The organism is Shewanella sp. 5S214, from assembly GCF_041439795.1.
Taxonomy (GTDB): domain Bacteria; phylum Pseudomonadota; class Gammaproteobacteria; order Enterobacterales; family Shewanellaceae; genus Shewanella; species Shewanella vesiculosa.
Window position 1 is genome coordinate 17,498 of record NZ_JBGOOV010000035.1, and the last position, 21,609, is coordinate 39,106.

The 21,609-nt window shown below is 41.0% G+C and carries 18 protein-coding genes and 2 pseudogenes; 8 read left to right on the forward strand and 12 right to left on the reverse strand.

The window, feature by feature from the left end; translation table 11 throughout:
* Positions 1–11: 11 nt before the first annotated feature.
* The 3 genes from ACED29_RS18660 to ACED29_RS18670 form a co-directional block, all read right to left on the reverse strand.
* Entirely contained in the window at positions 12–464 is a 453-nt protein-coding gene (locus tag ACED29_RS18660) for a HEAT repeat domain-containing protein (RefSeq protein WP_347690966.1), read from the reverse strand.
* Positions 465–1,110: 646 nt separating this feature from the next.
* On the reverse strand, positions 1,111–2,187 hold the full coding sequence (locus ACED29_RS18665; RefSeq protein WP_347690967.1) for a hypothetical protein: 1,077 nt from the start codon (positions 2,185–2,187) through the stop codon (positions 1,111–1,113).
* 16 nt (positions 2,188–2,203) lie between these two features.
* Positions 2,204–2,743 (reverse strand): zinc ribbon domain-containing protein, encoded by a 540-nt coding sequence (locus tag ACED29_RS18670; RefSeq protein ID WP_347690968.1) that lies wholly within the window; start codon positions 2,741–2,743, stop codon positions 2,204–2,206.
* An 882-nt stretch (positions 2,744–3,625) separates the two neighbouring features.
* On the opposite strand from ACED29_RS18670, the gene ACED29_RS18675 reads away from it, so the two are divergent.
* Together ACED29_RS18675 and ACED29_RS18680 are read left to right on the forward strand one after the other, a co-directional pair.
* The gene (locus ACED29_RS18675) at positions 3,626–4,258 is read left to right on the forward strand and encodes a hypothetical protein (RefSeq protein ID WP_347691046.1); all 633 of its coding nucleotides are present in this window, start codon (positions 3,626–3,628) and stop codon (positions 4,256–4,258) included.
* A gap of 1 nt (position 4,259) precedes the next feature.
* The gene (locus ACED29_RS18680; protein ID WP_347691047.1) at positions 4,260–4,805 is read left to right on the forward strand and encodes a CFI-box-CTERM domain-containing protein; all 546 of its coding nucleotides are present in this window, start codon (positions 4,260–4,262) and stop codon (positions 4,803–4,805) included.
* Positions 4,806–5,273: 468 nt separating this feature from the next.
* Here ACED29_RS18680 and ACED29_RS18685 read toward each other — a convergent pair whose 3' ends face one another.
* From ACED29_RS18685 to ACED29_RS18705, 5 genes and pseudogenes are all read right to left on the reverse strand, one after another.
* Positions 5,274–5,843: a PIN domain-containing protein gene (locus tag ACED29_RS18685; protein ID WP_347691048.1), complete on the reverse strand. Its 570-nt coding sequence runs from the start codon at positions 5,841–5,843 to the stop codon at positions 5,274–5,276.
* Positions 5,843–6,295, reverse strand: a complete 453-nt coding sequence (locus ACED29_RS18690) for a helix-turn-helix domain-containing protein (RefSeq protein WP_347691049.1) — start codon at positions 6,293–6,295, stop codon at positions 5,843–5,845. Before ACED29_RS18690 ends, ACED29_RS18685 begins: the two co-directional genes overlap by 1 nt.
* Before the next feature lie 120 nt (positions 6,296–6,415).
* A pseudogene (locus ACED29_RS18695) lies at positions 6,416–6,574 on the reverse strand (integrase); the annotation flags it as partial.
* Positions 6,575–6,816: 242 nt separating this feature from the next.
* Positions 6,817–7,407, reverse strand: coding sequence for a hypothetical protein (locus ACED29_RS18700; protein ID WP_347691050.1), 591 nt, complete (start codon positions 7,405–7,407; stop codon positions 6,817–6,819).
* A 51-nt stretch (positions 7,408–7,458) separates the two neighbouring features.
* Positions 7,459–7,893: a hypothetical protein gene (locus ACED29_RS18705; protein WP_347691051.1), complete on the reverse strand. Its 435-nt coding sequence runs from the start codon at positions 7,891–7,893 to the stop codon at positions 7,459–7,461.
* A 90-nt stretch (positions 7,894–7,983) separates the two neighbouring features.
* Between ACED29_RS18705 and ACED29_RS18710 the strand changes: the two genes are divergently transcribed.
* The gene (locus ACED29_RS18710) at positions 7,984–8,385 is read left to right on the forward strand and encodes a hypothetical protein (protein WP_347691052.1); all 402 of its coding nucleotides are present in this window, start codon (positions 7,984–7,986) and stop codon (positions 8,383–8,385) included.
* Between the two features lie 498 nt (positions 8,386–8,883).
* On the opposite strand, the gene ACED29_RS18715 is transcribed toward ACED29_RS18710, so the two are convergent.
* Both ACED29_RS18715 and ACED29_RS18720 read right to left on the reverse strand, forming a co-directional pair.
* Positions 8,884–10,422 (reverse strand): Fic family protein, encoded by a 1,539-nt coding sequence (locus ACED29_RS18715; protein ID WP_371698371.1) that lies wholly within the window; start codon positions 10,420–10,422, stop codon positions 8,884–8,886.
* A 97-nt stretch (positions 10,423–10,519) separates the two neighbouring features.
* Positions 10,520–11,112, reverse strand: a pseudogene (locus ACED29_RS18720) (tyrosine-type recombinase/integrase).
* 556 nt (positions 11,113–11,668) lie between these two features.
* Here ACED29_RS18720 and ACED29_RS18725 point away from each other — a divergent pair.
* From ACED29_RS18725 to ACED29_RS18745, 5 genes are all read left to right on the forward strand, one after another.
* The gene (locus ACED29_RS18725; protein WP_371698373.1) at positions 11,669–12,583 is read left to right on the forward strand and encodes an ABC transporter six-transmembrane domain-containing protein; all 915 of its coding nucleotides are present in this window, start codon (positions 11,669–11,671) and stop codon (positions 12,581–12,583) included.
* A 23-nt stretch (positions 12,584–12,606) separates the two neighbouring features.
* Positions 12,607–13,809, forward strand: a complete 1,203-nt coding sequence (locus ACED29_RS18730; RefSeq protein WP_371698375.1) for an efflux RND transporter periplasmic adaptor subunit — start codon at positions 12,607–12,609, stop codon at positions 13,807–13,809.
* Positions 13,809–16,940 carry an efflux RND transporter permease subunit gene (locus tag ACED29_RS18735; protein WP_371698377.1) on the forward strand — a complete coding sequence of 1,044 codons (3,132 nt, stop codon included), beginning with the start codon at positions 13,809–13,811 and terminating at the stop codon, positions 16,938–16,940. Before ACED29_RS18730 ends, ACED29_RS18735 begins: the two co-directional genes overlap by 1 nt.
* A gap of 49 nt (positions 16,941–16,989) precedes the next feature.
* A complete protein-coding gene (locus tag ACED29_RS18740) occupies positions 16,990–17,973 on the forward strand; it encodes a helix-turn-helix transcriptional regulator (RefSeq protein ID WP_371698379.1) in 984 nt (327 codons plus the stop codon).
* Between the two features lie 184 nt (positions 17,974–18,157).
* The gene (locus tag ACED29_RS18745) at positions 18,158–18,469 is read left to right on the forward strand and encodes a hypothetical protein (protein ID WP_371698381.1); all 312 of its coding nucleotides are present in this window, start codon (positions 18,158–18,160) and stop codon (positions 18,467–18,469) included.
* Positions 18,470–19,303: 834 nt separating this feature from the next.
* Here ACED29_RS18745 and ACED29_RS18750 read toward each other — a convergent pair.
* Both ACED29_RS18750 and ACED29_RS18755 read right to left on the reverse strand, forming a co-directional pair.
* A complete protein-coding gene (locus ACED29_RS18750) occupies positions 19,304–20,245 on the reverse strand; it encodes a ParB/RepB/Spo0J family partition protein (protein ID WP_182741265.1) in 942 nt (313 codons plus the stop codon).
* 2 nt (positions 20,246–20,247) lie between these two features.
* A complete protein-coding gene (locus ACED29_RS18755) occupies positions 20,248–21,444 on the reverse strand; it encodes an AAA family ATPase (RefSeq protein ID WP_182741266.1) in 1,197 nt (398 codons plus the stop codon).
* Positions 21,445–21,609: the final 165 nt, after the last annotated feature.

Sequence of the window (21,609 nt, forward strand, 5' to 3'; positions counted from 1 at the left end):
TTTGCACTTTTCTAATCTTTAGGTAAACTCTTGTAAGACGAAATTATCCAATTATCCAATTTACTGCCCTTCTCAAAGCTCATTACATCGTACATTTCAGGGTTAAGAATTTTGAAAGTTTCTTTGAATAAAGCCAAATCAAGCTCATCCATTTTTTTGTCTCTCTTAACTTTCAAAAATAGCTTTGTAAAATCTTTTGACTTATAGCCAATATCTTTTCTTCCCAAATTTATCGGTCTTCCATTTTTCTCAAGACCAAATGCTTGAGCAGCTCTAAAAGCTTCTTCCTTAACTTTATATACTTTGTCGTGTAGAGCCAGCCTAATGATTACATCTCTTGATTGTTGGCAATCATATTTCCTCAACTCTTCTAACGCAGAAAGCCGAGCCTTCCAGTCATATTTACAGCCAGCATTTTGAACTAACTCACCAATATTATCAGGCGCTTCCATTATCGTTGTCATTTTCTACTTCCTTTATATGCCAATTCTATGAGTAATATGGGATGCTAAAGTCTTAGTATTTATGCGCATGCTCGCCTTCCTTGTTCGACCAGCAAAAACGCATGCAACTAAATACTTGTATTAGTTGAAGAAATTGACCGCTGTCTAAAAATTCACTATAGTTAAACGTGTATGAGCACTTATTAAACCAATTATTTAAACCGCTGCATACATAAGCACATGATGTTACGCGATATTTTTTTTCAAACAAGTATAAGTGAGCATATTTTAGACAGTGTGTTAATCACAAATTTGGTAAGAACTAGATAATAATGTATATATTCATACTGTTGAGGGGCTGTGAACCAAAATCAATAGTCAAAACGCCCGCTATTTGAAGTTTTCGCGTATGCAAAACTGTATTGGACGACTCATTTTGTCCAGATAGATAGACGTTATGTGAGTAATAGTGCGCACAGCACTTTTTGAAACTGAAGTGCACTTTAATAGTTATTTAAGTGCACTTCTTGCGTCATATAGAGCTTAATCAACGTGTTTTGAGCATTATCGTGACAAACTAGCATAAAACTGAGTTTATGCAGTCAGTTATGTATAAATAGTCACATTTCTATCACTCTATCTCAGGCTGTATGCTTATAGAAGCTTGTTAAAACGCCTCTGTTCCGAGTAATGCATTCATAAGTTTTTGATTGTTCTCTTCATTACCAAGTCGAATAATCTCAAACAATGGATATGCCGAATTGAAATACGAAATGGCGCTGTCAAAGAATTCTCTATTAATCTCAGTGGCCATGTCGTTCTCTAATAGTGCCAATAGCCTGCTCGCGCTAGAGTAATAGTCTCCATTCAAATCCAGCATGAAGTAATTAGCTCTTAGCACCATTTCACTCAACAACCTGTCAGCTCTCTGTATCCATCTTCTTACGCTGAAACCAGCACCATGCTTCTTTTCAAAAATTATCTCTTGTGGAAAGCATTCCAAAAACAAACCAAATGGAAGCATTTCTTCGGCTAAGACAATTCTGCTTCCATCGAATGTCATAGTTATAGATTTTAAGTATCCGTAAAGGTTGGAATAGAATTCTGTTGTTGTCGGTATTTTTGTAAATTCTAAATCGAGAAAAATATCGACTGTTGGGGTTATCAAATAGTCATTTAGAAGAAGATGCCCGACACTGTTATTTCCCAAGCTTTTGGGTGTAGATGTGTTTTTTGATTTTTTCAGTTGTTCTTCGGTCTGTAAAACCCAACAATGTCGTCGCTCATTGATTTTTAAACGAGAGGCTAATATCAGGGGTAAATCGTACAATTCAGCATACTTGGAATATTTGTTTAGAAAGCCTGAGCCAATTTTATTTGTGCTGCCTTTAGTGGTCTTTACCTCTACGAAAGCAGATATTTTGGCTGGCTTGGGGTCTAAATCGTAAATCGTGTTGCTAAGGTTAAATGCTACTAGATAGTCAGGCACTTTAAAACCATTATCTATCGCAAAGCTCTGATCTAAACCGTTGATAGCGATGCAAGATTTCATCAATTTACACAGAAGCAGAAATTCGTCCTCAAATAGAAGGCCATCAATTCGTCTGATGACTTCCTCCACGCCCTCTTCACCTAGGTGGTTTTTTACATACGCTTCGAACTCGGCTTCATTTGAACAGCCAAGTCTTATTGATTTGAGGATCTTTAGCTGTTCAATTTCAGATAAATCTTTCAAACCATCCATGAATTTAAGACCCCTGTTAGAGTGTCGTTTGGGGCTGTTGCTTTTCCTTTAGACAAATCTTTGTCCAAATGTCTGCAATATTGGTATCTTGCCCCTCAATGAATGTCGTTTTGCCATTCGATATGAAGCGCTTGTAACCAGAGTAAGCTCCGAGGCTGTTTTTCGAGTCAAAGTTGCCGCACACCACATCACCGCCAGCTTTCGTGTTATTGAAGAATACGTTCTTGAACTTGGTTGAATCGGGATCTTTCATCATTTCAGATACGCTTCTTTCGGCCTTAACCGTTAGTTCTATTTCTATGCTGCGTTGAGCGCGTTCCTTTGCCAACGTCTTAATGTCGGCTTGCTGCTGCGTTGACAGCTCTGGCGGTTCGCTACTATTCGTTGATGATGTGCTTTCAGATCTACTGCCGCCATAAACAATCAATACGATGATGAGCAATACGCCCCATGTTACGAATGAGGTTTTCTTAGCCGCCGACTCACCGCACGCAGGGCATGTTTTAGCCTTATTGCTGATTTTAGCCCCGCAAGCTTTGCACTTGATTAATGTCATTACATTTCCTTGTTAGAGCATTTAGTTAAGTATGAAAATTAGTATGCGATATTGCTCGGTGATTTGGCTTAATTTACTATGGCTTGGCCGCTTCTTTTACTTCCTGTGAAAAGTCATCTACGCAATCCATGTACAAATTTATCAAGTGTTCTATCTGTTAAAATTTATCAAGCCACCCAACATAAAAAGGACCATTTCACTACATGACGATTCTGACGCTATAAAAGTTAAATCTGCTGTAGGTGACTGTTTATTCGTAACATAAAGTATCAATACGCTGATGTTTATGCAACTAGGATAAATGGACACCCATAAGATTTTTGCACTTACTGTCTGTGGAACTTACTCGGCATTTTTGCTGATATCTAGCAATCCATTCTAGAAGCGATGCTTAAACCGAAAAAATACGTAATGTTAATTACGTATTTTTTGATGCTTTTATCAATAGATTTAGTATGGGAAATTTTGCTTCTTACAAAATGACTGAGTAATTGTACTAACGAGGAAAGGGGCAGAAACGTGTCAGCTATCAAACTCAGAAATGGATATACATGAGCCAGTAGCTTTATGGGTATGTGAAGCTTTTGATGCCTTCAGGGGATTATATGTTCTCATTGCTGTGATCTTTCGCATGAACTGGTCAAGTTGTATTTAGGTTTGAGCAGCTTATTTGTTACTGTAGAATTCAAGAAAACGATATTGCTCGACTGGGTTTTAAGTAACGTCTCGAGCATCCTATCTAGTTAAACTTACTTTTTGGAAAGTTACAATTAAATGAGAAGACGTTATCGTTATAGCCCTAGGTCATACAAGAGTTGGGGGCGAGCAACACAGTCGAAAGAGTATAAGTTAGAAAGGCTTATAGGTGCATCCGCTTTAGATATGATCATTCAACGGTTTTACACTGCAACTTCCAACGAGATTGAACTAATTCTCAGAGTCTATGCTCTTGAGCATGGACAAAGTGCATTAGCATACGCCCGAAAAACACTCCCAAAGTGGAAGTCAAATGCAACCAAGCTTTCAGGGCAAACGAAAGAACGACTTGTCCGTTGCGTCCCTGAGTGCCTACAAGCGAATGAACGGTATGATATAGCAAAAGAAATCTGTTTGTTTTATGAAAGCAAAAGGCATAAAAAAATAGCCCATATCAGTATCAATACTGACGAACCTCAAGAAGGGTTGGCTCGAGTCTACGATACTATACAGAGTTTTTATGAGGCTAGAGAAATCATTGAGTTGCCTGAAGATCTAACTCAAGCAATTTCTTGGCTGGCGAAGGATGATGTTACTATCGCTCGCGCTTTGCTTGCTAAAGTAGAACAAGAAAGTGCAAACCGGGTTGAAAAGCGCGCATATGGAGATTTGGAGGTTGTCGAAAGTTTTCTCGCGAAAGAAGAGCCAGCACAAATCAACCAAACTATAGAATTTCCAAATGGGAGTATTTCATTGTCGACTTATACACCTCGCAAACCGTTTTTGAAAAGGTTAGTGTCATCTATTTTCGGAGGTTGAATTGAATAATAAAAGTGAGAACAAAGCGTTAGTTACTAGCGACATTCTCGGTAATGCACTCGCAAACCTGAACGAAGAACAAATAAAAAATATAAGTGTAAAGGCTGCTGAAGAAGCTCTCAATATTCAAAAGAGAGAAGTTGACCGTGATAGTTTGGAAATCCGATCACGAAAAGAAGCAGAAGACCACGTAGATACTTTTAACGAACTTAATAAAGATGGGAAAGTTGCTCACGAAGTAATTACTAAAAGTACTACTGCAACGGGTACTAGGACGATCACTAGTCGAAGTGGAACTGCCACAGCAAAAAGTGCGTGTTTTGTCGCTACAAGTGCATTCGAGGATTTTGACCATCCAACTGTTGATGAGTTAAGGTTCTGGCGTGATGACAGGTTAAAAAAACATAAAGCAGGACAATGGTTTATCACTTGGTATTATAAAAATGGAGAGTCACTCGCATTGTGGCTCGATAAAAGACCTAACCTCAAACCATATATCCGAAATACCTTGTCTGCTTTTGTAGCTGTTGTAAGACCAAAGAAATAGTAAATATAGAAGCGCCATTTTTTATGATGGCGCTATTGTTTACTTACAGAGAATCAATTTCTACATGCCTTGAAAAAGCAATTTGCTTCAACTCAAACTTTAATCAATATGAACAAACTTTGAGGCAAAAGTGATTTACTCGTCTAGGCTCATTTCTGGACATAAACGTTTTACGAACTTCGGGCGACATCTACATTTCCCACTTCCAGATAGCAAAACGGCACCTTATGAAGCGGTGCCGCTAGTGACTGGAATTGGACAAAATCATTCACCTCTGCTCTGAAGTGTTAGATTCATTATATGCAAAATTTCTTGCTGAACATGCATAACGCATACATCGATAAACACTGAAGCACTTTTGCACAAAAGTGTGTCTCAACCACTTTTCATTTCGTGTGATCACTAAGCGATTCTGAACTTGTTGGATTAAAACGCGCTTGGCGATCTTTATTACAAAACGATTTCTATTTAAAGCATAAGCTTAAAGTTCTTTAACTTTGAGACAAAGCTTGGAAGTTTCTGCTTTTGCAAGCAAGCTAAAAACTCGTCTTGACTCATTGGTGGCCTTTTCAACGAACCTCGTTGTTGCTGGGCAGCCTTGACGCAAGCACTGCTATCTAACTCAAACATATCACATAAGAACTCATCTGGATGTATTGCAGAAAGACCTAGCGGATCAAGCTCCATTGCAGGGAAGTCTTTTAGATTGAAGGTAATGATAGACTCCGCTTGTCCTTTAATAGCAGCAGCAACAACGTGCCTATCATCTACGTCTGGTAAGGTTAACCCATTAATCAATGGTTGATAACCTTCAACCAAGCAGTCAGGTACATGAGCGTTCATTAACTGCTTGGTTCTTTCTAGCCGCACAGGATCGGTATCTGGGTTGTTCCGGAGAAGATTACGGATCCATTCATCATGTATTTGCTCTGTCCATCGTGCTCTGAATAGCCCTGTGTTGGACAAATACATTAGGTAACTGCGAAGTGGAGCTGGATACATAACACATGCGTCTAAAATTACCGTGTATGATGTCATTAATATCCCATATCTATTTCTTGATCTAATGCGGATAGTTCAGCAAGAGCAGCTAGTCTGTTTTCTTCTAAACGGCTCTTGTATTCCATAAGATCAGCATAGGCCACCTTCCTACGGTTACCAGTGCGACTAAAAATAATCTCCTTAGAATCTAAGAGCTTAATAAATGTAGGGCGAGACATATTTAGCATGTCAGCACCTTCTTGCGTTGTGAGTTCAGCATGAATAGGTGTAATGCTAACAGAGTTACCCTGACCTAATTGAGTAAGCACCTCAATCATCATGTTTAATGCACTTGATGGGATCATGACTTCGTGAGTCTTACCAGACTTATCGATAACATTAATCCTTTGAGCTTCGCCATTGGTTTCCATAACGGCTGACAACTCTTGGCTACCAAGCTTAGCCAGTGCAATTTCTTCAGCGCTTGGCAATTTTGTAGCAGTATTCATCGTATTTCTCTCTAGTTTCAAATTTAGACTATACAAATCTGTATATCACAACATTATCCGAAATATTCGAAAAAGTCAACATTCGAAATATTCGCAATACTAAAAGTTTACTGTATAGGGTATGTCGCTCGCCCTAAGTTTGCTATCAATTGCCAAATTGAGCAGTGCTAACTGCATCAAGTTGCTCTCAATCTCAAGTCTGGTACGAATTCGCCAAATTTTTTCAAGACGAAAAGGCTTTTTGACACCACTTCGTTGCCCACGGTTTAATATGACCATGATGACCTCCTTTTTGGGTGCTTGGTCATCACGATTATAGTTAGTGGCATTGGGACAGAACCTTGTTAGGTTTTTTGCTCTAATTCGTTGGTTTCGGATTAAAATTTCTATGGGTTAACACCCGCTAAAGGGGCGGACAACGCTACTACTAAGCTTCTGAACAACACCGCAATCACAAAAACCAACGTATAGCAAAAATGCCACGCGTTGGCTGTCCCTCTTAAGCGTTTGTATGGTACATTTCAACGTACATCTAGACCAAGAGCTTTTCGCCCTGCCTCCAAAATGTCCAATAGGTGCCCTGCCTTATAATTATCATCTAGGTTTCTAGGAAAAAACTCATGGCTACGATTTCCCTTGTCGATTGAGATCGTATTAAACACCAATTCTAAACTATCAATGATTAGTTCAATTTCTTTTATTGGTATCGTCGGCAAATCGAAGTTTAACTTGTTTGTCAGATCGTTGTGGGAAATGCGTTTATTGCGGTGAGTTTTTATTTTTGTAAAATTAGCTGAGATATCTGATTGGGTTCGATCAATAATCTCTGATACCTCCAACGAAAATGGCTTGTAGGTTGTGATAAGTGTTTTCAAGCTTAGATTGTGTTTACCACATGTTTTTTCAGGATCTAATAACCGAGAAATGATCAACAGTACGTGATCATGCAATCTCAACTTAACGATATCAAATAACAAAGGATGTGACGGAAAAAGAACTTCACGTCGACGCTCTTTATGTTTATGTCCATATAGATCTAAAAACAAATACCAATGATTCTCTAGATCCCATAATTCTTTTTTAAACGCTTCAAGAATATCAAATTGACTCATAATTTCCCTATGTACCATAACGCCGTTATAATTGCTCCCTTTTTCAAAGCCTTATACGCTCCCGAGCCGAGATAACAACCTTTTATAGAAAATAATATTGTTGGCACCAATTCCTGGGCGTACCAAACTACCCAAATTTGGTCGACTAAAACTAAGCTGCTCAAATTGACTATGAAATGGAGAGTCAGTGACTAGTCGTATGCAGCTACCCTTAAATTCATCAAATTGCTCCGCGGTTAGGTCAATGATTACCTCAGAACCGACGAGCACCCAATAGTGAACACTATTTCTACCCGATATAATTGCTCGATTTCGAGTAAATACGACTTCTTCAACTCCTTTAGAGTCCAAATATAGCGCAACCATCTGGCTAATAGCTTCGCAAGAGCCATGAGGAAAAGAACTTAGCTCAGGATTTAAGTATTCAGCTTCATTCAACTCATCGATTAAAGCAACGCAAAACCGCTCGACCAACTCTTGCAACATGAACTCCTTGTTAAAAAGAAAAATTAGTTCGTTCAACTGCAAATCAACGGCCAAATTCACTATGCCACAACAGATCGAGTTATTGAGGTCGTGCAGCTAAGATTAGACGGTAAGAAGCTTAAGCATGAGGACATTGAAGGAATTAATTCTGAACGTCAGGTTAGTTACTATGTGAATGCAGCTTGGTGTTTAGGGCTTTTAAATAAGAATAAAACAGTTTCATCACCAGGTCGTGTACTATGTAAAAAAGCCTCCATGGTAGCTAAATACCAATATCTGGCTGAGCGAATGGAATCTAGTGATTTTGGTTGGGCATGGATGAAATGGGCTAAAGTTGATAGTCTTGCTGAATTAGACCCTTCTTCTGCCGAAGCATTCATTAGAGAGTGCGTTAACGGGCTTAATCGTGACACTATTCCTAGGCGTTCAAACTCACTATCTACTTGGCTATCGACCTTGCAGGAACATGCTCGAGTATATTCTGATATCTAGTGAGAGTTGAAAACTAATTTGTGAGGAAGCCTATGGCTTGCACACAATTAACTGGTTCATTTGTGGCACAGCTCTCTTAAAGAAAGAGCACACTGGAGAGTGAAGAGATAGAAGCAGGGACTAGAATGTATTAGTCTAATGATTCAATCGTTAACAAAGGGGTCGTAACGAATTCGCTAATGGTTAAATCGAAGAGATAACCTTCTCGTAAATCATCTAGTGTAGATGCAGCTGCAAGTGTAACCATCCCTTATATCGATCATATTTTAAGAGATTTTTCCTGATTTAACCGCTCATAGAATTTGGGCGGTATGTAGCAATGAAGATGAGACCTTCAAACACATCCCCCAATACCCATTCTGCCAGAATATAAAATGTAACCACTTTCATTTGAAGGCTAGCTAACTTTGGGGCAACGTTGAGTCAATTATGAACAACTGACTTAACGGTGGACAGCGCCGAGCCTGTTATTCTTTACCGACTCTAATTTAAATATGCTTAAACTGGCATGATTTTATGTATAAACTTAGCAAATGGAATAACGTTACCATCAATCGATGCTTGTTCTAATCCACCAAGGTAGGTTGTGCGTTCTGTAACGGGTACTACTACCCAATTATAACCACCTAGCAGAAACATAAAATTCATCAAAAATCGACTCGTCCTGCCATTTCCATCCGGGAAGGGATGAATATAACCCAAAAAGAAATGCCCAAGTACAGCTTTAATTGCAAAATTAGGTTCATTCACAATGAGATCTTTTAAGGCTGCCATGCAGTCCATAAGCTGCTCGCTCTGTGGTGGCATATGCCTTGATGTTCTGATCATGATTGGGCCTTTACGATAGCCAGCTAAATCTTGATCTTTAATGATACCGGCACTAACACAAGGCTTAAATAACGATGTATATATCTGCGTGATGCTGACATCAAGCAAATAGGCAAGATCCAAATTAGTGGCACCTTCATCATGCGCCTCTTTAATCAACCCACGTAGCGCTTGAAACGCTTCATAGTAACCTCTTGCAGCCAGTGCGTCCTTTTGTTGTTTGTCCGATTCAATTTGATTGACATCCCACTTTCCGCTCGCGACACGATTAATCAGATCTTCCGTAACAACATACCCTTCAATTGATAGAGAGTGATAAGCATCAGAAACGTATACCTTATCCACAGAATCAAGTAAATCATCAAGTGATCGTTGAAAAAAATCAAAAACAACATGGTCGTTAAATATTGCTTCAACATCGCCACGGAGCTTTTGCCAAAGTAATTTTACACGTACTGCTGCCGCTGATTCTTGACGTTTATTACCAATCTTAACCACTGGTATTTCAAATGGATTCACACCTTTAAGCGGACCTAAACCAACAGCATCAATCATACTTGTCAGATTTCGAGAATCAGCTTTACGCCCAATTTCTAGGTAGGCTCCAACCAAGCGGTTAGCCGATTGAACATTTTTAGTAATAAGCAAACTACTTGCCACAGTATTAACATCAGATTGACCGAGTGCAATTTGTACGGCCAGCGGGTTTGAACGATATATACTTGGTGCTAGACCTGCGAGTGCAAACTCTAGCTTTAGAACCTGCACGCCATTAAGTTCCATAATTTCAGTCGGCTTTTCTGAGGTTTTAATGACCATCAAACTCATATCATTCGGTAAAAGAATGTTCCTTGTCTTTCCTTGACTAGTAAACACGACCAATTGTCTTGGCAAAGAATTGTTGGCAGTGTGGATATCTATAGAAGCCTCGGGATTTAGCCAGTAGTCATCACCGTATGACTCATTTAAATATTGTCCAATAAACTGCCAAATTGATTGATACCATAAAGCGGATTCTCCTGTTTTCACCACTGAGACGTCGGCGTCGAACAGGTACCATCCACGAATAATTGGTTTTAGATAACCTTCGCTGACCAAAAGCGTTCGCGACGTTGGTTTAAGGTTCCGACTATTGACGATATTTCCAGCTCTTATCGTCGCCGCTTCTCTAAGTGAATCCACTAATTTTTCATTACCAGTCTTTGCCATGCCTGAATACTTCTTATAAATAGTTTTATTTGATACATTAAAAACTTGTTTTTACGAAATTAAAATACTTGTTTTTACAAATTTACACAAGTTACTTTTATGAATCAGTATCCTCTGAAATATTTAAAGCGTCTTCTAACTCTACACCCAAATAGCGGATGGTATTATCTAACTTAACGTGGCCAAGTAGTAACTGTACTGCTCGTATATTTTTAGTTTTTACATAAATTAATGTTGCCTTGGTTCTTCTCATGGAGTGAGTGCCATAACGGTATTCGTCATACCCTAACTCTCTTGCCCATCGATGAATAAACTAGAGTAGTAGCTGTGACTCATTGGATAGCCGCTCTTTCTAGGACTTGGAAATATATAATCTGTTGGGGTAAGTACCTTTTCATTAATCCATTTAGACAGAGATTGGGCTGTTCGAGAAGTGATTTCAAATTGAACGTCGCGGTCAGTTTTACTCTGCCTGTAAATGACACGTGTATGGATAACGCCACCACTGCTAATATCTCTAACTTTCATTCTAAGTAAATCACAAGAGCGTAACTTACAATCTATCGCTAGATTTAACAAAGCGAGCTCTTTAATATTTTTTTCAATTTCTAATCTTGTCCTAATTCTCCAGATATCTTCCAGTTTGAATGGTTTTTTCTGTCCTGTTGAGTGGCCTGTTTGCGTCAACATAACGCACCTCCTTAGTAACAACAAGATTGCCCTTACTAAGTTTAGTCGGTGAAAAAAATTTAATTATTAGAATAAATGCATATCTGGATTTCCAGTAAAAAGACAATTTAGATTTCGTTTCACTGATACAGAGATGGCAACCTTTCACATGAGAAAATATATGGAAAAAGTGATCCACCGATATGTTTATAGGTTTATTCGCTAAATGGCTTTGGGGCATAAATACTTTACCCGCCTAGGCTCATTTCTGGACAGAAATGGCTTAGAGCGATCACTCTAATACATACCTGGACACCAGTAAGCGAGAAAATCACTTCTGCTCATATTACTTCAGATAAGATTTCGTACAGAAAACTTCTAAGCAAGTGGCCAGACTCTCTTAGCCACTAAATTTTTCTAACTAGTTACTCATTTCTACTTTTTCCTGTTGCTTTGTTATGTCTGCGCCTTATTTGCAGCATTAGGTTGTAAGCTTTCGCCAATAAAGCAATCTGGGACACGTTTCTAGATTGCTTATTCTTTATCCTCCAGTCATTGAATTGTGCAGAGATAGATCATGAAACTTAAAGGAAAACTGACCTTATGGCGTTTGGTTGTGGACTTTAAAGGACCCGTTAGCATCACTTGGTTACTGCTATTGCTTGAAAATGCCTTAATGGCTTTGATGCCGCTGTTAATTGGTCTGGCAATCGATGGCTTGTTGGATAAACAGACTCAGGCGCTGTTTTTACTGGGTGGGGCCATGACGGTGCTTACTGTGCTGGCAGTGGGGCGGCGCATGTATGACACCCGCGCCTACGGGGCGATTAAACTTGAGCTTGGTAAAAAAGTCGAGCAGCGCTTGCATGGTCTGCCTGTGTCTGTGCGTAATACGCGCCAAGGCCTTGCCAATGAGCTCATCGCTTTTCTTGAAGTGCAATTACCTGAAATATTTTCCGCCAGCATTCAAATTTTGGCCTCTGCCATAGTGCTTGCCAGTCTTCATTGGTTATTAGGCTGGGCGGCTTTGGGTTTAGTGGTCACCATGATGCTGGTATACAGCTTAGGGCACAGGTATTTCTACGATTACAATCGTTGTCTTAATTCGCAAATGGAGCGTCAGGTAGCCCTGCTTAGCTCAGATAAACACGTTCAAGCGCGCCAGCATGGGGCGTTTCATCGACACCTTCATAGGCTTAAAGATTGGCAAGTTAAGCTATCCGACATGGAAGCTTGGGTATACGGCGCTATCTTTGGGCTTATCACCCTGTTTATTTGCCATAACCTCTGGATTAGCGTCAGCTTGGAAAGTATCTCAGCTGGTATGCTATTTACCATTATTACTTATTCCTGGGAGTTCGCCGAGGCGGCATTAGCCTTGCCAATGGGGCTTCAAAGCTGGACTCGCCTCAGTGAAATATCCACTCGCTTAAACCAAGATGTGGACGGCGAAAGCCTTTCATTAGGTTTAGCGAGTCGTAACTCATTTTAATTAAAAGTAGTGAATGTAACGCCATGATAAAAAATATCGTTAAGTCAAAAAGTGTGATGTTGGCCATCGGGGGGCTCAGCTTAGCCCTGCTGTTAGTGGTGTTGTCTTTTGATGAAGATAAACCTGTGACTCAGGCTAAGTTCACGCCGCCGCTAATCTCTGTGGTTAAGGCTAAGGTCCAAACTTTTAGTGCGCCTATCAACCTTGTGGGCGTCACTCAGTCTCGCTGGCAAACTAAGCTTGTAAGCGCGGTAGAGGGCAATGTAGTCGAACTTGCGGCTGAGCTCGACCCAGGCACAAGATTAAGAAAAGGCCAAGTGTTAATAAGCTTAGCGTCACAGGCTTATCAAGCCGAAGTGGATAGTGCCTTAAGCCGCGTCGCCAGTAGTGAGCTTGAGCTGGTTAAAACCCGCTACGAGCAGCAGGTCGCCTTGCAAATTGGCGGTAAGCTTAATACTGCTTTTGCCCGCTTCGAGCCGCAAATTGCCTTGGCTACTGCGGAGGTCCATGCGGCGAAAAGTCAGCTTGCATATGCACAAAAAAGATTGGCCGATACCCATATTCGTGCGCCTTTTGATGCACTAGTGTTACAGCGCTTAGTGACGCCGGGGCAAAAAGTGCAAGCAGGTGAAACGCTACTGATCATAGCCGCAGCGGAAGTGTTAGACATTCAAGTGTCTTTGTCACAATCGGCGTGGGAGTACTTAAGCACAGTCTTGATTGGCGCCACAGAAAATAAGCCCTTAAACGCCTTTATTACATTAGTTAATGGCCAGCAGCTACCTATAAAGCTGAGATACTTAGAGCCTATTCGCGATCCGGTCACCCGCCAATACACCTTGTTGATGACATTAGATGGACCCTATAAAGACTCAGGACTCTTGCCTGAACAACAAGTTGCGCTAACGATTTTAGGCTCCGAGATAGAGCATAGTTTTAAAGCGCCAGCGTCGGCATTGACCCAAGATGGTGGCATATGGCTGGTGGATGACAGCGAAAAACTGCATCTAAATCAAGTGAAAGTGCTGGCGCAAGATGACACTCATGTGTGGTTTAGCTTGCCGAGCCGCGAAACCGTGAGTGCCGAACAGGCATCATCAGAGTTAACGCTGGTGCGCTACCCTATGTCGTACCTTATTCAAGGCCAGAGCATTCGCCCTGAGCTGGTCGATCTTGATGGTAAGACTATAAGTGTTCAACTTGCCACTCACAGTGAGGCTAAATAATGAGTTGGTTAACGAGCTGGTTCATTCACCATAAAATCGCGGCTAATTTACTGATGTTTTTGCTGATGGCAGCGGGAATTTTATCCTTAGATACCATAAGGGTAGAAAGCTTTCCGCAAATACCCAGCAGTCAATTAACTATCACGGTTATCTATCCCGGAGCCAGCCCAGCCCAAGTAGATGAGGGCGTAACCCAGCGCGTTGAAGCTGCGATTAGCGGCATTGCGGGTATAGGTAAAATATCCAGCCAGTCGTCCCAAGGCATGGCGCAAATAACCGTTAAAAAAACCACAGGCATAGATCTTAATCGCCTGATGGAAAACATTCGCAACCAAGTGGATGCCATTGTCGGTTTTCCCATAAAAGCCCAAAGACCGCAAATAACCTTAGATGAATACACTAACTTAGCGGCCTACGTGATGCTTTATGGTGACGTAACCGAAACCGTTATGCAGCAAGCTGCGGCGATGACAAGTTTGGCATTAAAGCGCCATCCGCTGATTTCACAGGTATCAGAGCTTGGAAAATTGGGCGCTGAGCTGGTTATCGAGCCAGACCCCCAAGCACTGCAAAAGCACAAACTCACAATAGGGCAATTAGCCGAGCAAATTCAGGCGCGTTCACTTGAATATCGCAGTGGAATGCTTAAAACCGCGCAAGGCAATATTTTGCTAAAGGGTGACAACAACTCAGACACCTTACCCAAGCTTGCAGCCATGCCTATAGTGGTCACGGCCAATACTCAGGTGCTCTTGGGGGATATTGCGCGCATCAAGCGGGCATATGAAGAAAATGACAGCCTAGTGAGATACCAAGGAAAGCCGGCAATTGCACTATTAATATCAACCAGTAAGAAAGATAACCTCTTGGATGTCAGCCAAGCGGCGGCAGAGGTTATTAGCGAGCTGAACCAAACCCTGCCCGATAATATCGAGCTAGATATCATGGCCGATATGGCGCCTTACATTAAAGATCAGCTGTCATTGCTTGGCACCAATGCATGGCAAGGTCTATTAATAGTAGTGGTGTTATTAGGGCTATTTTTGAATGTGCGCTTGGCCTTTTGGGTTGCTTTAGGCATACCTATCTCCCTTGCGGGCACGATTTGGCTTATGGGGCCTTTAGGTTACACAATCAATGACATTACCTTGTTCGGGCTTATCTTAGTGCTAGGGGTGTTGGTGGATGATGCGGTTGTTGTGGGCGAGAGCATACATGAAGCCCAGCAAGAGATAGCGTGCCCTAAATTGGCGGCAGAAATTGGCGTTAATAGAGTCGCTACCGCCACCACCTTTGGGGGGCTAACCACGATTGCGGCATTTAGCCCTATGATGTGGATTGAAAACGAGCTGGCTCGCACCCTTGCAGGGTTTTCTGCTGTGGTGATTTTAGCGCTGATTTTCTCGCTAATTGAGAGTAAGTTTATTTTGCCAAATCATTTGACCAACATGAAACAAAACCAAGCAGGCTTTAAACCCCTGACTCGCCTAAGGCTGTTTTGCCTTGGTGGCCTTGATAAGATCAACCAAAGCGTTTATCAGCCGTTATTGGCTAAGGCGTTAGATCACAAACGCCTTAGCGTTATAGTGTTCGCAAGCATTGCCTTGCTTGCCTATGGTTTGTTAACCGCAGGGGCGATAAAAAGCGCGTTTTTCCCTGAGGTGCCGAGCCGATTTTTAAGCAGTAAAGTCATCATGAAACACGATGCGCCGCTGGCACTGACCTTAAGCAATGCCACTAAGCTTGAGCTAGGGTTAGAAAAAGCCCAGAAAACAATAATGGAACGCTATCAGCTTGAAGAAGCCCCAATTGTGAGACGCTTGATTTCTAATGACGAAAGCCACTCAATTGAGGTGGTGGCCGAGTTATCCTATCAGGCCTTAAGCCGCTTACCGAGCAATGAAATGCTTAACGCTTGGCAGCAAGAGGTAGGTAAGCTTGAGGGAAGTTACGCTCAGCGTTTTACTGCCAGCGAAGAAATGGCCGGCGGCACTGCGCTAACGATTAGCGCGCCCACCAGTGAATTAGCCAAAGAAGTCACCACTAAACTTAAGCAATTACTTGCCAGTCAGGCTGGGGTCAATGACATTTATGACACTAATCAAGGCGGACGCAGGCAAGTGCAATTTGTGCTTAATGAGTACGGCAAGCAGCTGGGGATCACCCAAGCGCAATTAGCAGAGCTTATTGGCGGCGCCTTTGGTGAATTAGAGTTACAGCGCTTAATGCAGCAAGGGGAAGAGGTGCGTCTGCTTATTCGCTACCCAAAAAACTTGCGCAGCAGTATGGCTCAATTGCTTGATACGCCTATTCAGGTGGCTAATGGTCAGTATGTGCCCCTTGGTGATGTGGTCAAGCAAACCACAAGCCAAGAAAGCCAAGTGCTTTACCGCTTAAATCGCGATCAAGTGGTGAGCCTGTATTGGCGGCAGGACCGCAGTGTAAGCTCCCCGGAAGCCGTGCTTAGTACGATGGAGCCAGGCATTGCAGCACTAAGCCAAGCGTATCCTCAGGTGAAAATTCGCGCCGCTGGCGAGTTTCAAGAATTGGCAGAAGTGCAAAGTGGCTTTAAAAAGGCCATGTTACTGACATTACTGATGATTTTCGCTCTACTTGCTATTCCGCTGCAGTCTTATTGGCAGCCCTTAGTGATCATGGCGGTGATCCCCTTTGGCTTTGCTGGTGCTATTTTAGGTCATGGATTAATGGATTTACCTGTGAGCATCTTGTCATTATTTGGCATGATGGCGATGACTGGCATAGTCATTAATGACTCCTTGGTGCTAATGACGCGCTTTAACCAAAACCTAGAGGCGGGCATGGCAGCTAAAGCGGCGGTGCTGGAAGCGGGGCGAAGCCGCTTAAGGGCGATATTTTTAACCACAGTGACTACAGTGTGCGGTCTATTGCCCTTAATGCTGGAAACATCAGAACAAGCACAGTATTTAAAACCTGCAGCCGTGTCGTTAGTCTTTGGTGAATTATTAGCAACGCCAATTACCTTAATATTGGTGCCTGTATTACTCTTAATAGGGCGGCATAAAAAAGTTCAATCAAGTCAGGTTGACCAAGCACAGGATAGGCAAGGAAAACTGCCACTAGAGAGTACTGCAGATGCGAATTTAACCTAAGGTTACCGTCGCAATGATTAGCGATAAGCATCAACATAATGAGCATTTTATGACAGCAGATACACCACTGACACTGCACAATTTGCAGCCTGAGCAGCAGCTGGTTTCGGCATTGCCTAAAAAGTGGCAGCAGAGATTTATGTTGGCGCTAAAAGCGATGGACAGCTTAGTTTATGACGGAAATAACATGACCTGGGAGCAGATAGCACAAGACAGTGTTATCTCGGCCCACCATTTTCACCGCATGTTTAAGCTAGTATTTAATGAAACACCAGGGCAATACATTAACCGCCAAAGGTTGCAGTGGGCGGTGACCTTACTGGTGAGCGAGCCAGAATTTACCATCACAGACATAGCCCAAGAAGCGGGGTTTTCATCATCTCAGGCCCTTGCTAAAGCACTGAAGCGCACTTTAGGGTTAGGCGCTAAAGCGATTAGGCATAAGCAAAACGATCTCACGTTATTTGAAGCATTAATGCGAAAGCTAGGCCAGCCAATACAAGAAAATCAATGTCTTGAAGAATTATTGGCTGCCAAGATTGAATTTAAAGTGCTGTATTTTCCGAGCCGCCCCTTAATAACTCGGGCGCTAGCGACTACAAGTATGGTAGAGCAAGACAGAGTGTGGCGGAAAATGAAACCCAAAGATAACTCTTGCAGCATGGTGACACTAATGAAAATGAGCATGCAAGAAAGTCAAATCGACATCACGGAATTTGAAGTGGGTTACTTTAGTCATATAGCAGGGCTAAGTACCCGTTTAGGTATGACTTCTGAGACGACTTTAATACCCGATTTAGAATCTTCTACTGTATTAACACAAAACTTACCAGCCGGGAATTATCTGTGTGGCAAAGTTACAGTTAGCAACCTAACCGCATACTTTGCCGCTTGGGATGCGCTATTTATTCACTTGCTTAACCAAGATCTCACCCCAGACCCTGACACTAAATACATCGACATTATCGAATCTCCTGATACCTTTTGGGCTCAAACTACAGACATCATTATCAGCATCAGGTTGATGGATTAATGAACTAGTAGCAGTTTGATTATGTATTTTTTACATTTTTCTTTAAGTTCAATTTAGTTGTACTTACAACACAATTAAAATCTCTCTGAAAATTTTCGAATACCAAATTAGCAGTTTTGGACACGTTTTATTCAGGTATTGGATATATCCTCTCGGCATTACAGGAAACAATTAGCGGGTTTACATGACAAAAATCTTTAGGGAACCACCAGAATGGGGATGGTTTATTGGTATTTTAATAATGAGTATAAGGGAGATAATCAGAGGGCACTATCTAGGATTACTCACAGGAATTCCATTTTTACTTGTCGCTATTTTAGCGCCAGAAAAAGCACAAAAGCCACTGTGGGTTCTATTTACCTTAGGTTCTTTGGCTAACTTTATTATTGCAGTCTCTGGAACTGTTGACTACATCTCTGGAGCCATTTACCTATCACTGGTCGTATATGGTGCTGATGAGGTATATAAAATACTTGTGAAAAATAAGAAAAGTTAACTCTATGAAGTATCTAGTTTTTTAGGGGTTTACCAGTTTTACGTCTTATTCTTATAAGAGTGTAATCACCTAGTGTTCAAGTAGAATTAGCCAGTGTTTTGTCGGCTAACCAGATACTACTCAGTGCCTATCATTAGATATTGTAATGTTGTTAACAATAGTGCGTAAAGCACAATGGGGCATAAATGATCAAACACTATTAAGAATTATCAAACTTTAATATAAACGCACAGGTCTCCTTTAGCTGATTGACCTCCCATTCCTAAGTCGTCAACGAACCACTCTAATTCGTTGAATGTCACTTGTGCGCTTTCCCAGTAATTGCCTTGTTGGGTATCAAAGCAAACTGATAACGCTTGTTCATTGTCATAGTCAACACTTTCAGCATAAGCAATAGCATCTGTGCTTGAAGAATATAATTATGATCGGCCACATGAATCACTGAATGATTTACCACCCAAATTGTATGAGCGGTTAAATAAGGAAAACTCTCTTAAAATATGATCGATATAAGGGATGGTTACACCATCAAACGATATCCTGTATTCAAAATTGCATTTTTAAATAGATTTTTAATGAATAAAAAAGCAGTTCTTTTAACTGCTTTTTGGGTTATCTACTGATTGGCAAGCTTCGCCTCGTGCAAACATCTACAAAATAGAGCCCAATCTGAGAACCGCATAGCCGGCATTTTCACTTTCTGCCCCTTTGCAATCGATTCAGCAACTGATAGCATTGTCGCAATTGACATGATTTTTCTCCGTAAATTAATCCTGTTAGTTGGCGACGAACATGAGCTACTTGGCGGTTGAGCATGTTCGTCGTTCTATTTTATTATGACTCTTTTGTACCTTTCATTACTTTCACTATGTACGCTTCAATCAATGCATACTCTTCCGAGGTAGCTCGGTTTAGCGTTATCGTCGTTTTATCTTTTACCCGCTTACTGTTTGCCCATTTCTTAGCATTTAACTCAAGAAACTTTTTAGGTTTAGCAGTAACTTTCACAACCTTGTTTATTTCCGCTGCTTCCCGAATAAAATCAATAACCTCATCATTTGATGTTCCAGGCTTCACTTCTGTTAATAGAATGATTTCTTCCAAGGGAATTTTTTTACCAATGATGACTTTTATAATTTTTGAAATTTCCGCAAATTGACTGAACGTCAGATCACTTGGGAATTCAAATAGATTAATGATTTCTTGGGGAATTTCCCACGCCTGCAATGCTTTTGATACATAGCCTTGCGTGAAGCCCTCTAGTTCCGCAATCTCTGCTTGAGTTTTCATTGGATCATCACTGAGCAAAGTAGCAAAAACTCTACCATTGTCTCTAATTGAGTGCTCTTTAGCTGTCTGTAGCTCTTTAGATAACGCTTTGACCTCTGCCGGCGTTAACTCTTCATCACAGAATAAAATTTCAAGGCCAACTCCTGCAAAAATAGCCGCCTGACGTCTACGAGTTCCGTCTAAGGCCGCATATTTCCCTTTGATCCTCTGAGCAATAACAGGCTGGTATTGTTGACGCGCAATCGAATTGATTAACAACGACAATGAAGCGCGCGTTAAATCAGCTGCAATGCGCTTATTCATGTCGTGAGCAAACGTTAACGTTTCAACTTGATCTGCAGGAACGATGACTTTCTGAAACATAACCTTACGCCCATTGTGTAAGGTATATTCGTAAGAAACAGCCTGCTGTGAATTGCTAGAAAATGGTGATAACTCTCCGATACTTCTACCAATCGGAGCTTTTCGGGGGGGTTTGACTTCCATAATTAATTCGCTCTCAAATATAATTGGACATGCTGGAATACTGATAAAGCGAAATCATCAATTGCATCTTTCGCTGTTTTTAAAGATTTTGAATCTCCGGCATATTCCTTCGGATTTACAGATATAACGGTATCGAATGTCTCGCCGCAACGCTGATAAGCTATTAAATTTGGTACATTACAATCTAACATTTGCTCTCTAAATACAGCTTTAGCAATCGCCAATGCATCTTTATCTTGAACACTTTTACTAAACTTAGTCATAAAAGAAAAATGGTGTTCAGGTAATTTAGTTACGCCACTTTTTATTAACGATTCCATAATGGATGGCAAACGACCTATGTATTGCAAGGTCGAATGTAAATCGACTTGTGATGGTGGTAAAGGAGTGGCCAAGACATCTGCTGCAACAATAGCGTTTTTCAAAAATGCATCAAGATGCGGACCTGTGTCAGTAATTATCCAATCAAAATCACCTTTTAACTTATCTATCACATTCTCTTTTAGCACCATGTTAACGTTTTGGCCCGGAAGATATTCTGCGCATAATGCTTCCCAGTTCGACGAAATAAAACCATCTGCTATTGACGATGGCATAACGAAAACATTTTTTACCTTTGACTCTACAACAAAATCACTTAATAGCTCTTCACGAGTCAGATTTTGCAGCATAGCTTGAGCACTTGTGTACTCAACATCGCCAATAGAATACTGATGATTTAACATCATTGTTGATGATGCTTGCGGGTCAAGGTCAATAACCAGAATACGCTGATCATATTTAAGTAGTTGGGGATGAGTGCGTAATGATTGTGCGACTGTGCTTGCTATGAGTGATTTTGAGACACCACCTTTAAGGTTCGCGGGAAACAGAACAACAGCTTCGTTTTGAATATCTCTTAACTTTGGTTCGCCTCTGTGAGCATATATATCAATTACCTGCTCAATAGTGAGATCATAACTTTCTACTGTTCCCGTTAATTTTTTACTAAAGACGTAACCTTCTGCTTCCATTTCAAACATCGCTTTATCAACGATGGCTCTAGATAATCCAGACAGGCGGGTAATAGCTGATTTGTTAAAACGGACATGAAATTCGTCATAACCAAACTCTTTTTTATGCTTAGCCTCATTATCAGAAAGGCGTTGTAGTGCCTCTCTTGCGTAAGCACCTGTTTGTACGAAATTAGAAATATCCATAAATCCCCACCGTAATCAGTTTAAAGCATATTTTAATGATGCAAGGTTAAAACAACAAAACAAAACAATCAACAAATATCGAAGCTACCAGCAATGTTTTTTGCATTTATCCTAAAAACAATGCTTAACGCCTGTTTTCTATTAATATTGAACAAGATTTTGGAC

Coding starts and splice junctions, on each gene's coding strand:
- ACED29_RS18660 (WP_347690966.1), bottom strand. CDS start 464: ATGACAACGATAATGGAAGCGCCTGATAATATTGGTGAGTTAGTTCAA.
- ACED29_RS18665 (WP_347690967.1), bottom strand. CDS start 2,187: ATGGATGGTTTGAAAGATTTATCTGAAATTGAACAGCTAAAGATCCTC.
- ACED29_RS18670 (WP_347690968.1), bottom strand. CDS start 2,743: ATGACATTAATCAAGTGCAAAGCTTGCGGGGCTAAAATCAGCAATAAG.
- ACED29_RS18675 (WP_347691046.1), top strand. CDS start 3,626: ATGATCATTCAACGGTTTTACACTGCAACTTCCAACGAGATTGAACTA.
- ACED29_RS18685 (WP_347691048.1), bottom strand. CDS start 5,843: ATGACATCATACACGGTAATTTTAGACGCATGTGTTATGTATCCAGCT.
- ACED29_RS18690 (WP_347691049.1), bottom strand. CDS start 6,295: ATGAATACTGCTACAAAATTGCCAAGCGCTGAAGAAATTGCACTGGCT.
- ACED29_RS18700 (WP_347691050.1), bottom strand. CDS start 7,407: ATGAGTCAATTTGATATTCTTGAAGCGTTTAAAAAAGAATTATGGGAT.
- ACED29_RS18705 (WP_347691051.1), bottom strand. CDS start 7,893: ATGTTGCAAGAGTTGGTCGAGCGGTTTTGCGTTGCTTTAATCGATGAG.
- ACED29_RS18715 (WP_371698371.1), bottom strand. CDS start 10,422: ATGGCAAAGACTGGTAATGAAAAATTAGTGGATTCACTTAGAGAAGCG.
- ACED29_RS18725 (WP_371698373.1), top strand. CDS start 11,669: ATGAAACTTAAAGGAAAACTGACCTTATGGCGTTTGGTTGTGGACTTT.
- ACED29_RS18730 (WP_371698375.1), top strand. CDS start 12,607: ATGATAAAAAATATCGTTAAGTCAAAAAGTGTGATGTTGGCCATCGGG.
- ACED29_RS18735 (WP_371698377.1), top strand. CDS start 13,809: ATGAGTTGGTTAACGAGCTGGTTCATTCACCATAAAATCGCGGCTAAT.
- ACED29_RS18740 (WP_371698379.1), top strand. CDS start 16,990: ATGACAGCAGATACACCACTGACACTGCACAATTTGCAGCCTGAGCAG.
- ACED29_RS18745 (WP_371698381.1), top strand. CDS start 18,158: ATGACAAAAATCTTTAGGGAACCACCAGAATGGGGATGGTTTATTGGT.
- ACED29_RS18750 (WP_182741265.1), bottom strand. CDS start 20,245: ATGGAAGTCAAACCCCCCCGAAAAGCTCCGATTGGTAGAAGTATCGGA.
- ACED29_RS18755 (WP_182741266.1), bottom strand. CDS start 21,444: ATGGATATTTCTAATTTCGTACAAACAGGTGCTTACGCAAGAGAGGCA.